General features: G+C 72.7%; 14 protein-coding genes. 8 read left to right on the forward strand and 6 right to left on the reverse strand.

The features are described from left to right. Positions 1 to 15: 15 nt before the first annotated feature. Positions 16 to 405, reverse strand: a complete 390-nt coding sequence (locus AB0J46_RS04075; protein ID WP_364326089.1) for a VOC family protein — start codon at positions 403 to 405, stop codon at positions 16 to 18. 80 nt (positions 406 to 485) lie between these two features. Next, entirely contained in the window at positions 486 to 1,298 is an 813-nt protein-coding gene (locus AB0J46_RS04080; protein ID WP_364326092.1) for an AraC family transcriptional regulator, read from the reverse strand. Positions 1,299 to 1,388: 90 nt separating this feature from the next. Between AB0J46_RS04080 and AB0J46_RS04085 the strand changes: the two genes are divergently transcribed. Next, on the forward strand, positions 1,389 to 1,835 hold the full coding sequence (locus tag AB0J46_RS04085) for a hypothetical protein (RefSeq protein WP_364326095.1): 447 nt from the start codon (positions 1,389 to 1,391) through the stop codon (positions 1,833 to 1,835). Between the two features lie 39 nt (positions 1,836 to 1,874). Continuing rightward, on the forward strand, positions 1,875 to 2,261 hold the full coding sequence (locus AB0J46_RS04090) for a DUF5713 family protein (RefSeq protein ID WP_364326098.1): 387 nt from the start codon (positions 1,875 to 1,877) through the stop codon (positions 2,259 to 2,261). A 4-nt stretch (positions 2,262 to 2,265) separates the two neighbouring features. Here AB0J46_RS04090 and AB0J46_RS04095 read toward each other — a convergent pair whose 3' ends face one another. After that, a complete protein-coding gene (locus AB0J46_RS04095; protein ID WP_364326101.1) occupies positions 2,266 to 3,102 on the reverse strand; it encodes a helix-turn-helix domain-containing protein in 837 nt (278 codons plus the stop codon). On the opposite strand from AB0J46_RS04095, the gene AB0J46_RS04100 reads away from it, so the two are divergent. Further along, a complete protein-coding gene (locus tag AB0J46_RS04100; RefSeq protein ID WP_364326104.1) occupies positions 3,101 to 3,646 on the forward strand; it encodes a TIGR03086 family metal-binding protein in 546 nt (181 codons plus the stop codon). The two genes, AB0J46_RS04095 and AB0J46_RS04100, sit on opposite strands and share 2 nt — an antisense overlap. 28 nt (positions 3,647 to 3,674) lie before the next feature. Here AB0J46_RS04100 and AB0J46_RS04105 read toward each other — a convergent pair whose 3' ends face one another. Together AB0J46_RS04105 and AB0J46_RS04110 are read right to left on the reverse strand one after the other, a co-directional pair. Further along, positions 3,675 to 4,181 carry a hypothetical protein gene (locus tag AB0J46_RS04105; RefSeq protein WP_364326107.1) on the reverse strand — a complete coding sequence of 169 codons (507 nt, stop codon included), beginning with the start codon at positions 4,179 to 4,181 and terminating at the stop codon, positions 3,675 to 3,677. A gap of 141 nt (positions 4,182 to 4,322) precedes the next feature. Then, entirely contained in the window at positions 4,323 to 5,717 is a 1,395-nt protein-coding gene (locus tag AB0J46_RS04110) for an NAD(P)H-quinone dehydrogenase (protein WP_364326110.1), read from the reverse strand. 253 nt (positions 5,718 to 5,970) lie between these two features. Between AB0J46_RS04110 and AB0J46_RS04115 the strand changes: the two genes are divergently transcribed. Continuing rightward, the gene (locus AB0J46_RS04115) at positions 5,971 to 6,390 is read left to right on the forward strand and encodes a gamma-glutamylcyclotransferase (protein WP_352325470.1); all 420 of its coding nucleotides are present in this window, start codon (positions 5,971 to 5,973) and stop codon (positions 6,388 to 6,390) included. Here AB0J46_RS04115 and AB0J46_RS04120 read toward each other — a convergent pair. Then, positions 6,387 to 7,691: an MFS transporter gene (locus tag AB0J46_RS04120; protein WP_364326113.1), complete on the reverse strand. Its 1,305-nt coding sequence runs from the start codon at positions 7,689 to 7,691 to the stop codon at positions 6,387 to 6,389. The genes AB0J46_RS04115 and AB0J46_RS04120 overlap by 4 nt on opposite strands. Positions 7,692 to 7,805: 114 nt before the next feature. Between AB0J46_RS04120 and AB0J46_RS04125 the strand changes: the two genes are divergently transcribed. Genes AB0J46_RS04125 through AB0J46_RS04140 form a run of 4 tightly spaced genes read left to right on the forward strand, consistent with a single transcriptional unit; the run spans position 7,806 to position 12,576 of the window. Beyond that, complete coding sequence (locus AB0J46_RS04125; protein WP_364326116.1) at positions 7,806 to 8,786, forward strand: Lrp/AsnC family transcriptional regulator; 981 nt, start codon at positions 7,806 to 7,808, stop codon at positions 8,784 to 8,786. Further along, positions 8,783 to 10,087 carry a M20/M25/M40 family metallo-hydrolase gene (locus AB0J46_RS04130; protein ID WP_352361983.1) on the forward strand — a complete coding sequence of 435 codons (1,305 nt, stop codon included), beginning with the start codon at positions 8,783 to 8,785 and terminating at the stop codon, positions 10,085 to 10,087. Before AB0J46_RS04125 ends, AB0J46_RS04130 begins: the two co-directional genes overlap by 4 nt. Before the next feature lie 3 nt (positions 10,088 to 10,090). Beyond that, complete coding sequence (locus tag AB0J46_RS04135; protein ID WP_352361985.1) at positions 10,091 to 10,894, forward strand: purine-nucleoside phosphorylase; 804 nt, start codon at positions 10,091 to 10,093, stop codon at positions 10,892 to 10,894. A gap of 47 nt (positions 10,895 to 10,941) precedes the next feature. Next, positions 10,942 to 12,576, forward strand: a complete 1,635-nt coding sequence (locus AB0J46_RS04140) for a phospho-sugar mutase (protein ID WP_364326173.1) — start codon at positions 10,942 to 10,944, stop codon at positions 12,574 to 12,576. The last annotated feature ends 131 nt before the right edge of the window (positions 12,577 to 12,707 follow it).

Genomic DNA, 12,707 nt, shown 5'->3' on the forward strand with positions numbered 1-12,707 from the left:
GCGCCGCCCGGCGCCTCAGCGCAGGTCGCCGGTGAGGATCCACAGGTGGCCGTACGGGTCGCGGAGGCGGCCGGAGCGCAGGCCGTAGGGCCGGTTCTCGATCGGCACGACCGTCCGCGCGCCCTGGGCGGTCATGCGCTCGCCGACGGCGTCCGGGTCCTCGACGACGATCTCCAGGAGCACCGGGGAGCCGCCCAGGTCGTCCGGCGAGAGCCAGCCCCAGTCGGCGACGGCGGGCGAGACCCGGAAGGCGGCGGTGCCGAGGCGGTGCTCGACGACGGTGGGCCGCCCGTCGTCGCCCGGCGCGGCGCGGAACACCTCCTCGCTGCCCAGGGCGTCCCGGTAGAAGGCGGACGCCCGGTCGGGGTCGGGCACGATGAGGCGAGGAACGAAGTGCAGGTCCATGTGGCCATCGTGGCGGCGCCCGGCGGCCGGGGTCTTGAACAAATGGGCACGGATCACGGCGGGCTCCAGGGGCCCGGGTGTCAGTGTGGGGCTGGAGAAGGCGGGGCGGGCGGGCCTTCGGCGCGTAGCCATTCCGTGGGCGTGCAACCCGCCATGGCGCGCCACTCCCTGGTCAGGTGCGCCTGGTCGGCGAAGCCCGAGGCGGCGGCCACCTCCGCGAGCGCCGTCCGTCCGGAGCGCGCGGCGGCCACCAGCCGGCGCCGGGCGGCCTCGAAGCGGACGAGCCGCTGGTACTCCTTCGGCGTCACCCCGAACTCGCCGCGCACCGCCCCGCTCAGGTGCCGCCGCGAGCACCCGAGCAGCCGGGCGGCCTCCTCGACCCGGGCCGTCTCGGACAGGGCCGCGAGCGCGGCCCGCGAGGTGCGGCGGGCGGCGCGGTCGCCGTGGCGGGCCAGCCCCGCGAGCAGGCGGTGTTCGACCAGGGCGCGGCGCTGGGCCCAGGACCGGCAGCCCGCCAGCCGCTCGGGCAGGTCGGCCAGCGCCGGGACGACGTCGGCGAGGTCGGCCACCTCCCCGGCCAGCACCGAGGCGGGGACCCCGAGCAGGGCGGCGGCGCCCGGCGGGGTGAGCGTCAGCCACACCCCGCGCGTGCCTGCCCGCTGGCGCAGCTCGGCCGCGTCGAGGTGCAGCCCGGCCACCGCGGCGCGCAGCCGCCGGCCCGGCCCCGGCCGCCCGATCCAGGCGATGTCGACCGGGCCGTCCTCGGGGATCGTGACCGACAGCGTGGACGACGGCAGCCCTCGATGAACCCCGCCCGAACCGGGCCCGAGGTCGTAGGCGGCCAGCGTCGTCACGTACGGCGACAGCGCGGCGGACATTCCATCGGCGCTCACCCTGCCACGGTACGGCCCGCCGGCCGCGCGCCGGTCCCCCAGGTCCGGCGCGCGGGTGACGGGCGGGCCGGTCGGGGTAGCGGCCAGGGCATGCACACACTCGTCAAGGGACTGATCGCGGGAGCGGCGGGCACCACGGCGCTCAACACCGTCTCCTACCTGGACATGCTCGTCCGGGCGCGGGCCGCGAGCAGCACGCCGCGGCAGGCCGTGGCGAAGTTGTCCGGCCTGACGCACACCGACCTCGGCGAGGGCGACCGGGCCGCCAACCGCACGGAGGCGCTGGGCTCGCTCATGGGGTACGCGACCGGTATCGCCTCGGCCATCGCCTACGGGTTCCTGTCGGGGCGGCGCAGGTCGTGGCCGGTCGGGGTGCTGGCGCTCACCGCTCTGGCCATGTCCGGCTCGAACGTGCCGCTGACGTTGCTCGACGTCACGCATCCGAGCGAGTGGCCGGCGGGCGCGTGGGTCTCCGACGTCGTCCCGCACCTCGCGTACGGGATCACGGCGTACGCGGCGTACGAGCTGATGCGCTGACCTGGGCGCGTCCGGCGGATTCTGTCGGTGGCGGCGGGCATGATCGAGCCGTCCGACCGCGTCCGCACGGAAATGGAGATCGGGTTGTCCCCCACGCATCCGCAGGTGATCGGCCACGCCTTCCTCAAGGCCCTCTACGCCGACGGCTACTACCCCGACCACGTCGTCGACAAGGGCAGGGCCGTCCTGCTGCGGCTGTGCGAACGCGTCGAGACCGAGCGGCCCGGCGACCTGGCCTCCCTCTACGCGCTGACGCATGCCGCCACGGAGGAGTTCAACGCGCTCGACGAGGAGTTCCACGAGGCCGGCAGCGAGATCGAGACCGTCGCGCGCGAGGCGATCGCCGAGGAGTTCTGGTTCGTGGCCACCACCTACGGCTTCCCGGAGGCCGACGTCGAGGAGCTGATCGCCACCCGCGAATGGTGACGCGTCAGGCGTGGGCGTTGAGCCGGGCGTAGGCGGCGGGCGGCATGCCGACGGCGGCGGTGAAGTCGCGGGTCAGGTGGGCCTGGTCGGTGTAGCCCAGTTCGGCGGCGAGCGTGGCGAGGGTGGCGAGGTCGAGGCCCTGCTGCACGCGTTCGGCGGCCTCGTGCAGCCGGAAGCGGCGGATCACCCATTTGGGGCCGATGCCGACATAGTCCCGGAACAGCCGTTGCAGCGAGCGCACCGACCGGCCCGCGCGGGCGGCCAGCTCGTCGACCCTGGTCACGGTCACGTCGTCCTCGGCCAGCCCCACCAGGGCCGCGGCCTCCTCGGCCGGCGGGTCCGGCGCCGGACCGAGCGCCAGCAGGAACGCCTCCACGAGCGCGATGGCGGCCCCCGGGTCCGGCTCGGCCAGCACGCCTTCGACCAGCGCCGGGCCGGTGGCCGGGAACATCTCGCCGATCTCCGCGAACCGGCCGGTGAGCTCGGACACCGGGCCGCCGAGGAACGTCCGGAATCCGCCGGGGCGGAAGCGGGTGCCGAGCGCGCGGCCGGTGCCCCGCATCGTGTACGAGAACCCGCCGTCGATCACCCCCGCGATCCGGTGGAAGTCCTGGACGATCGTCATGTTCACCGTCGGGTGCGACAGGATGCGCTGCTCGTACGGCTCGGCGAGGTCGGTCCAGGTGACGACCCAGAAGTGGTCGACGTACGCCGCCAGCTCCGGCGACGGCGCCTGGCGCGCGAAGTCGAAGGCGGCCAGCCCCGCGTAGGGGTTGACCCAGCCGCGCTGTCGCGTTTCTACAAGCCGCGCCCGAGGCAGGCGGGACATCATGTCTGCCATGGAAGACATGATGCCGCTGATGACCCGGGTCACCCACCGGACCGCCGGCCTGGTGGCCGCCGTGCGGCCCGAGCAGTTCGGGTCCCCGACGCCGTGCGCGGAGTTCGACGTCAAGGCGCTGGTCAACCACCTGGAGTGGGTGGCGGAGATGTTCGCGTCGCTGGCGCACGGCGGGGAGCGCACCGAGCAGGGCCCGTACGCGGGCGACTTCCCCGAGCGGGCCGAGCGCATGCTGGCCGCCTGGTCGCGGCCGCAGGCGTGGGAGGGCACGTGCGCCGCGCTGGGCGGCCTGCCGATGACCATGGTGGCCCACCTGTGGCTGGTCGACATGGTCGTGCACGGCTGGGACCTGGCCAGGGCCACCGACCAGGCGTACGAGCCCGACGCCGAGGCCGTCGCCCGCGCGCTGGGGTTCACGGAGCAGTCGGTGGAGATGGGCCGGCAGACGGGGGCGTTCGGGCCGCCGGTGGCGGTGCCGGACGACGCCCCGCCGTTCGACCGGCTGCTCGGCCTGATCGGCCGCGACCCGGCCTGGAAGCCCTGACCGGCCCACCCGCGAAGAAGACGACGGGTCAGCGGGCGGCGGGCACGGGCGCCACGCCCTCCCGGACGGGCACGGCACGCCGCCAGGCGGCGAAGAGCGCCGCGGCGATGTACAGAACCTGCTCCGGGACGCGCTCCCACAGCGGCGTGGCCTCCCCGCCCGCGAACGGCACGTCGGAGACCGCCGCGTAGACGTTCGCCGGGAGCAGGCCGACGAACAGCAGGGCCAGGCAGATCCCGGCCGCCCGGCGGGTGGCGGGCAGCACCAGCCCGATCGCCCCGGCCAGCTCCAGCACGCCGGTCAGGTGGACCACGGCGGCGGGGAACGGCACGAAGGGCGGCACCATGCGCACCAGGTCGCCGTGGTTCGGCATGAAGGTCACCCCTTCAGGGACGAAGTGCGCGCTTCCCGTCATGACCACCATGACGGCCAGCCCGTGCGCCACGGACACCTGCCACGTGCCGAACCGCCGCACGCCGAGCGCGCCCAGCAGCCGGAAGCCCAGCGTGGCCACCAGAAGAACGATCACCGTCACCGGAACACCCCATTGGATAGTGTCATTATCCGAACTTGGATAACAGTACTATCCAATGCATGTGGAAGCAAGCGCGGACAGCAAGAAGCCGTGCGGGTCAGGACGACCCGCACGGCTTCGCGCGCGTTGAGGAGGGGGCGGCTAGATGCCGATGGCGGCCTCGGGCTGCATGAGGCGGCGGGCCGCCTCGGTGATCGAGCCCGACAGCGACGGGTAGACCGCGAACGAGTGGGCGACCTGGTCGACCGTCAGCCGCTGCTGCACGGCCAGCGACACCGCCAGGATCAGCTCCGAGGCGCGCGGTGCCACGACCACGCCGCCGAGCACGATGCCGGTGTGGGGGCGGCAGAACAGCTTGACGAAGCCGTCGTTGAAGCCCTGCATCTTGGCCCGCGCGTTGGTGGCCAGCGGCAGCTTGACCACGTTCGCGTCGATCTCGCCCGCCTCGATCGAGCGCTGCGCCACGCCGACGGCCGCGATCTCGGGGTCGGTGAAGATGTTGGAGGCGACCGTGGCCAGCCGCAGCGGCTGAACGGCCTCGCCCAGCGCGTGCCACACGGCGATGCGGCCCTGCATGGCGGCGACCGAGGCCAGCATGAGCACGCCGGTGCAGTCGCCGGCCGCGTAGACGCCGGGCGCGGACGTGCGTGAGACCTTGTCGACCTTGACGAAGCCGTTGCGGTCGAGCTGCACGCCGGCCTCCTCCAGGCCGATGCCGCCGGTGTTGGGGACCATGCCGACCGTCATCAGCGCGTGGGAGCCCTCGGCCGTGCGGCCGTCCTCCAGGGTCACCATCACGCCGTCGGCCGTGCGCTTGACGGAGGAGGCGCGCGAGCGGCCCATGACGTTCATGCCGCGCCGCCGGTAGACCTCTTCCAGGACCTCGGCGCCGTCGGCGTCCTCGTTGGGCATCATCCGGTCGCGGCTGGAGACCAGCGTGACCTCCGCGCCGAGCGAGCGGTAGGCGCCGGCGAACTCCGCGCCGGTCACGCCGGAGCCGACCACGATCAGGTGCTCGGGCAGCTCCTCCAGGTCGTAGAGCTGCCGCCAGGTGAGGATGCGCTCGCCGTCGGGCTCGGCCCCCGGCAGCACGCGCGGCGTCGCGCCGGTGGCCACGAGCACCACGTCGGCCCTGATCGTACGGTCGCCCGCGCGCACGACCTGCGGATCGACCAGCCGCCCCCGCGCCTTGATGATCTCGACGCCCTCGGCCTCGACCCGGGTCGCGATGTCGGCCGACTGGGCCTGGGCCAGCTCCTTGACCCGCTTGTTGACCAGCGGCAGGTCGACGCCGACCACGCCGGCGTCGCCGTCGGGGCCGCCCGAGAACGACACGCCGAGCGAGGGCGCGTCGAGAAGGGCCTGCTTGCGGACGGAGGTGGCGATCAGCGTCTTGGACGGCACGCAGTCGGTGAGCACGCAGGCCCCGCCCGGCCCGTCCTGCTCGACCATCGTGACCTGTGCGCCTAGTTGGGCTGCCACCAGCGCCGCTTCGTAGCCGCCCGGCCCGCCACCAATGATCACGATCCTCGTCACGTGTCCCATTCTCCCGCACGTGCCCCCGGAAGCCGCAACCGGCCCATGACGGGATCGCGCTCCGGCGGACATGGGGGACACATGGGCCTTCCGTGCCCGGCTTGATGGACCGACACGCCGGGTCAGCGTGGCAGGATGGCGCGGTAGCTGGATGACGAGCGGCACCCGGCGAGAGGGGTGGATCGTGGCGTGGCTTTCGGATCAATCAGGGAAGCCGAATGATCTACGGCTTTACGGCTCCTACGGGATGAACATGGACCCCGAGCAGATGGCCATGCGCGCCCCGCACTCCCCGATCTGGGGTGTCGGCTGGCTGACGGGGTGGCGGCTGACCTTCGGGCGCACCGACAGCAAGTGGGAGAGCTCGCTCGCCACCATCGTGGAGGACCCCGACGAGCACGTCTTCGTCGTGCTCTACGACGTGCCCGAGTGGGAGGAGACCTCGCTCGACCAGTGGGAGGGCGCGGTCCGCGGGGCCTACCACAAGGTGCGGCTGCGGGTGCAGACCCTCGACGGCGAGGTCGTCGCCTGGTTCTACGTGCTCGACGGCTACGAGGGCGGCCTGCCCTCGGCCCGCTACCTGTGCAACCTGGCCGACGCGGCCGAGCGCGCGGGCGCCCCCGACGACTACGTCAAGGAGCTTCGGGAGCGCCCCTGCACCTCGGCGCCCTAGCGGAGCGGCTCGTCCTTGGTCTCGCGCAGCACGAAGACGTACACGAGCGTGGAGACCAGCGCCAGGGCGGACATGTACCACGGGAACATCCCGGGGTTGCCGGCCTTCTGCAGCGCGGTGCCGATCAGCGGCGCGGTGCCGCCGAAGATCGCCACGGTCAGCGAGTACGGGAACCCGGCCCCCGCCGCCCGCACCCGGGTCGGGAACAGCTCCGAGTTCACCGCGGCCGAGACCGAGGTGAAGCAGCCCAGGAACACCATGCCGATCATCTGCACGACGAGCAGGCTCGCGAAGGAGTCGGTGAGCAGGCCGAGCAGCGGCACCGGCAGGATCAGGAAGCCGAGCCCGAACGCGATCAGCATCGGCTTGCGCCCGATCTTGTCCGACAGCAGGCCGAGCAGCGGCTGCAGCAGCATGAAGAACACCAGCGAGATCGTGCCGACCTGGAGCGACTCGGCCTTGTCGAACGAGACCGTGATCTGCGCGTAGGTGGGCAGGAAGCTGGTCCAGGTGTAGTAGGCGACGGTGCCCGCGATCGTGATGCCGACGATGGTGAGCGCGGACCTCGGGTGGTGCTTGAGGAACTCGAACATGCCCGGCCGCTTGGCCTCGCCCCGCTGGATCTCCTCGGCGACGGCCGAGGTCTCGTCGGCGCCCTTGCGGATCCACAGGCCCACCAGGCTGAGCAGCGCGCCCACCAGGAACGGGATGCGCCAGCCGTAGGAGCTCATGTCCTCCTTGACCAGCGTCGAGGTGAGCACCGCGGCCAGGCCGGAGGCGATGAGCTGGCCGATGGTGGTGCTGACGTACTGGAAGGAGGAGAACAGGCCGCGGCGGCGCGGCGGGGCCGACTCGACGAGGAACGTGGTGGCGGCGGCGAACTCACCGCCCACGGACAGGCCCTGGATCAGCCGGGCCAGCGTCAGGATGACCGGCGAGAGCAGGCCCACGGCCTCGTAGGTGGGGGTCAGGCCGAGCAGCAGCGAGCCGCCGCCCATCAGGATGATGGTGAAGGTCATCGCGGACTTGCGGCCGTACCGGTCGGCGAACGCGCCCACCAGCAGGCCGCCCAGGGGCCGCATGAAGAAGCCCACCGCGAACACCGCGAACGAGCTCAGCAGCGGCACCAGGCTGTTGCCGGTGCTGTCGGGGAAGATCTGCGCCGAGAAGACCGTGGCCAGGAAGGTGTAGGCGTACCAGTCGTACCACTCGACCACGTTGCCGATGCTGGCCGCCATGAGCTGACGGACCCTGCTCTTCGGTATGCCGAGCGGCGATTGCACGACGGGGGAGGTCGACACGGCATGTGCTCCTTTTGCTGACACGTGGAGTGATGGCTTACTGTGCATTCGGAAGACCGAAACAGTCAAATGTCTGGGCAATTATTTACAAACCCGACACGGAAGCGGTTGCAGGTGGACGTTCTCGACCGGCGGCTCGTGGCCGCGCTGCAGGTGAGCCCGCGCGCCTCGTGGGGCGAGATCGGCAGGGCGGTCGGCGAGCACGAACGCACGGTCGCCCGCCGGCTCCAGCGGCTCATCGCCGACGGCGTCGTCCGCGTCACCGCGATCTACGACGACCTGCGCACCGGCCACGGCCGCCCCGCGCACCTGCACGTCCAGGTGCGGCCCGGCACCGCGGCCCAGGTGGCCAGATCGCTCACCGACCGGCGCGACACGCGGTCGGTCTACGCGCTGACCGGAGCCGCCGACCTGGCCTGCGAGCTGGTGCCGCCGTCCCGGCAGGATCTGCACACCATCCTGGCCCACGACATCAGCGAGATCGACGGCGTGCTCCAGACGCAGACCCAGGTCGTGCTGCACACGTTCACCACCGTGGCCGAGTGGCACGCGCCCTTCCTCACCGAGCGGGAGGTGGCCGAGCTGCGCCCCGCGCCGCCGCCCCCCGACCTGCCCGACGAGGACGGCCTGTCGCCGCTGGAGAAGGAGATCGCCGAGCTGCTGGCGGCCGACGGCCGGGCCGCCTTCACCACGATCGCCGAACGGCTCGACCTGTCCGTGCCGACCGCGCGCCGGCGGGTCGGCTCGCTCATCGACCGCCGGTTACTGCTGCCGCGCGCCGAGGTCGAGCCCGCGCTGCTCGGGCTGGAGGTCGAGGCCATGCTCTGGCTGAAGGTGCGGCCGTACGGGCTGGGCGAGACCGGCCGGCGCCTGGCCGAGCACCCCCACGTGCGTTACTGCGCCGCCACCTCGGGCACCCACTCCCTCATCGTGCAGGTGGCGGTGGCCCACGAGGCGGACCTCTATCGTTTCATGACCGACGTGCTCGGCCGGCTCGACGAGATCACCGACAGCGACCTCACCCTCATCACCCGCGCGTACAAGCGCGGTCACCTCCACAAGTCCGGACTGCTCACCCTGGAGAAGACGCCATGACACCTGCCGAGAAGGAAGTCGCCGACCTGTGCGTGGAGCTGATCCGCGTCGACAGCAGCAACTACGGGGACGGCAGCGGCCCCGGCGAGCGGGCCGCGGCCGAGGTCGTCATGGCCAGGCTGGACGAGGTCGGCATCGAGGCGACGTACGTCGAGAGCGAGCCGGGCCGCGGCAACGTGGTCACCCGCGTCGAGGGCACCGACCCGTCGCTGCCCGCGCTGCTCGTCCACGGCCACCTCGACGTGGTGCCCGCCAACGCCGCCGACTGGTCGGTCGACCCGTTCGCCGGCGAGGTCAAGGACGGCTACATCTGGGGCCGCGGCGCCGTGGACATGAAGGACATGGACGCGATGATGCTGGCCGTGCTGCGCCAGATGAAGCGCGAGGGACGCCGTCCGCGCCGCGACATCGTCTTCGCCTGGGTCGCCGACGAGGAGGCCGGCGGCGTGTACGGCGCCAAGTACCTCACGGCCAACAACCGCGAGCTGTTCGAGGGCGTGACCGAGTCCATCAGCGAGGTCGGCGGCTACTCGCTGGAGGTCGACCCGTCGCTGCGGCTGTACCTGATCGAGACCGCCCAGAAGGGCCTGGCCTGGATGAAGCTGGTCGCCGACGGCACCGCCGGGCACGGCTCGATGCTCAACTCCGACAACGCGGTCACCGAGGTCGCCAAGGCCGTGGCCCGGCTCGGCGGGCACGAGTGGCCGCTCACCTACACGCCGACCGTGCGCCAGTTCCTCACCGAGGTCGCCGACGCCTTCGGCCTGCCGTTCGACGAGGACGACCCGGCCCCGCTGCTGGACAAGCTCGGCCCGCTGGTGCGGTTCGTCGGCGCGACGCTGCGCCACACCACCAACCCGACCCAGCTCGACGCCGGCTACAAGTCCAACGTCATCCCCGGCCAGGCCACGGCCGTCGTGGACGGGCGTTTCCTGCCCGGCTTCGAGGAGGAGTTCTTCAAGACCGTCGACTCGCTCATCGGGCCGAACGTGCGCCGCGAGTTCGTGCACCACGACATCGCGCTGGAGACGACGTTCGACGGCGCGCTGGTCGAGTCGATGATCGCGGCGCTGAAGGCCGAGGACCCGACCGCGCGGGCGGTGCCGTACTGCATGTCGGGCGGCACCGACAACAAGACCTTCTTCGCCGACCTGGGCGTGCGCGGGTTCGGGTTCGTGCCGCTGCGGCTGCCCGGCGACATGGACTTCGCCTCGATGTTCCACGGCGTGGACGAGCGGGTGCCGGTGGACGCGCTGCAGTTCGGGGTGCGGGTTCTGGACAGGCTGCTCCTAAACTACTGAGATGTGAGCAACGACGCATACACCCTGGCCGCAGAGGCCGCCGCCGCCCTGACCGGCGCGGCCGGCCTCGACACCTTCGACGTGGCCCTCGTCATGGGGTCGGGGTGGGTCCCCGCCGCCGACGCGATCGGGCAGACCGTGGCCGAGATCCCGTTCACCGATCTGCCCGGCTTCCGCGCCCCCGCCGTGGCCGGGCACGGCGGCAAGATCCGCGTCGTGCGCACGCCGTCCGGGCGGCACGCGCTGGTCTTCCTCGGCCGCACGCACCTGTACGAGGGCCTCGGCGTCGACGCGGTCGTCCACGGCGTGCGCACGGCGGCCGCGGCGGGGGTGCGCACGGTCGTGCTGACCAACGCGGCGGGCGGCCTGCGGCCGGAGACCCAGAACGTCGGCGACCCGGTGCTGATCAGCGACCACATCAACCTGACCGGCGCCAACCCGATCACCGGCACCACCTTCATCGACCTCACCGAGGTCTACTCGCGCCGCCTGCGCGCCCTGGTCCGCGAGATCGACCCGACCCTGGCCGACGGCGTCTACGTGGCCTTCCGCGGCCCGACGTACGAGACCCCGGCGGAGATCCGGATGTTGCGCACGCTCGGCGGCGACCTGGTGGGCATGTCCACCGTGCTGGAGGCCATCGCCGCCCGCGAGGCGAACCTGGAGGTGCTCGGCGTCTCCCTGGTCACCAACCCGGGGGCGGGCCTGTCCGGCGAGCCACTCAACCACGAGGAGGTCCTGGAGGTGGGCCGCGCCACGGCCGCTCGCATGGGCGTGCTGCTGGCCAAGGTGGTGGACCGCCTGTGACCGCCGGCATCCCGCCGGAGGCCGACGGGGACGTCCCGCTCCCGCCCGTGGACGCCGACCTGCTGCGCCGCGCCCGCCAGTGGCTGGCCCAGGACCCCGACCCCGACACCAGGGCCGAGCTGTCCGACCTCCTGGAGGACGACGACCTGCCCGCCCTTCGCGAGCGGTTCCAGGCCAAGCTGGAGTTCGGCACCGCCGGCCTGCGCGGCGAGCTGGGCGCGGGCCCCAACCGGATGAACCGGGTCACCGTCATGCGCGCCGCCGCCGGTCTGGCCGGCGTGCTCGGCGCCGGCAAGCACGTCGTGATCGGCTACGACGCCCGGCACAAGTCCGACGTGTTCGCCAGGGACACCGCCGCCGTCCTGACCGGCGCGGGGCTGCACGTCTCGTTGCTGCCGCGTCCGCTGCCCACGCCGGTGCTGGCCTTCGCCGTCCGCCATCTCGGGGCCGACGCGGGCGTGACGGTCACCGCCAGCCACAACCCGCCCAGGGACAACGGCTACAAGGTCTACTGGGGTGACGGCTCGCAGATCGTGCCGCCGGTCGACCGGGAGATCTCGGCCGCCATCGACGCGGTGGGCCGGGTCGACCAGCTCCCCCTCGACGGTCCGGGCACGCTCACCGAGCTGGGCGAGGACATCGTCGACGACTACATCGACGCGGTGACCGCCCTGCCGCTGGGCCAGGCGCGCGAGCTGCGGGTGGCGTACACGCCGCTGCACGGGGTGGGCTCGGGGACGCTGACGGGGGCCTTCCTCGCGGCGGGCTTCGAGACGCCGATGGCCGTGGAGGAGCAGCGCAACCCCGACCCCGACTTCCCGACGGTGGCCTTCCCCAACCCGGAGGAGCCCGGCGCGATGGACCTGGCGGTCGCGCTGGCCGCCAAGCTCGGCTCCGACCTGGTGCTGGCCAACGACCCCGACGCCGACCGGTGCGCCGTCGGCGTGCCGCTGCCCGACGGCACGTGCCGCATGCTGACCGGCGACGAGGTCGGCGGCCTGCTGGCCGAGCACGTGATCACGCACACCACCGGCGACCGGCTGGTGGCCACCACGATCGTCTCCTCGACCCTGCTGAGCAAGATCGCGCAGGCCCACGGCGTGCGCTACGGCGAGACGCTGACCGGGTTCAAGTGGATCGTCAAGGCGGGCGAGGGCCTGGTCTTCGGCTACGAGGAGGCCATCGGCTACTGCGTCGGCTCCGACGCCGGCCTGCCGGTCCACGACAAGGACGGCATCGGCGCGGCCCTGACCGTGGCCGCCGTCGCCGCCGCCGCCAAGCGCGCCGGCCGCACGCTGCTCGACCTGCTCGACGACCAGGCCGTCCGGTACGGCCTGCACGCGACGTCCCAGCTCAGCTTCCGGGTCGCCGACCTGTCGCTGATCGCCGGCGCGATGGACCGCCTGCGCGCCGCCCCGCCCGCCACGCTGGGCGACCACACGGTCGAGGCCGTGGACGACCTGAGCCGCGGCGACGGCGGCCTGCCCCCGACCGAGGGCCTGCGCTTCCACCTGTCGGAGGGCGGCCGCGTCGTGGTCCGCCCGTCGGGCACCGAGCCCAAGCTGAAGTGCTACCTGGAGGTCGTGGTGCCGGTGACCGGTGAGGTGGCGCAGGCGCGCGCGTCCGCCGCCCGCGACCTCGACGCCCTCAAGGCCGACCTGACCGCCTGCCTGGGTCTGTAGACCGGTGGGGCCGCGCCGCGGGCCCCCCCCCCCGGCACATGTGGGCGGCCGCCGGGCACAAGATCGGGCCCGCCAACCAGGCCACGCCCAAGCACATGTGATAGGTAGACGACACCAGGTAAAACCCGAAA

This window comes from Nonomuraea sp. NPDC049758 (genome assembly GCF_040674635.1).
Classification (GTDB): domain Bacteria; phylum Actinomycetota; class Actinomycetes; order Streptosporangiales; family Streptosporangiaceae; genus Nonomuraea.

Bases quoted from the DNA above. Each gene is read 5' to 3' on its own strand.
- AB0J46_RS04090 (WP_364326098.1), top strand. From the start codon at position 1,875: ATGATCGAGCCGTCCGACCGCGTCCGCACGGAAATGGAGATCGGGTTG.
- AB0J46_RS04085 (WP_364326095.1), top strand. From the start codon at position 1,389: ATGCACACACTCGTCAAGGGACTGATCGCGGGAGCGGCGGGCACCACG.
- AB0J46_RS04100 (WP_364326104.1), top strand. From the start codon at position 3,101: ATGGAAGACATGATGCCGCTGATGACCCGGGTCACCCACCGGACCGCC.
- AB0J46_RS04130 (WP_352361983.1), top strand. From the start codon at position 8,783: ATGACACCTGCCGAGAAGGAAGTCGCCGACCTGTGCGTGGAGCTGATC.
- AB0J46_RS04075 (WP_364326089.1), bottom strand. From the start codon at position 405: ATGGACCTGCACTTCGTTCCTCGCCTCATCGTGCCCGACCCCGACCGG.
- AB0J46_RS04095 (WP_364326101.1), bottom strand. From the start codon at position 3,102: ATGGCAGACATGATGTCCCGCCTGCCTCGGGCGCGGCTTGTAGAAACG.
- AB0J46_RS04115 (WP_352325470.1), top strand. From the start codon at position 5,971: ATGGACCCCGAGCAGATGGCCATGCGCGCCCCGCACTCCCCGATCTGG.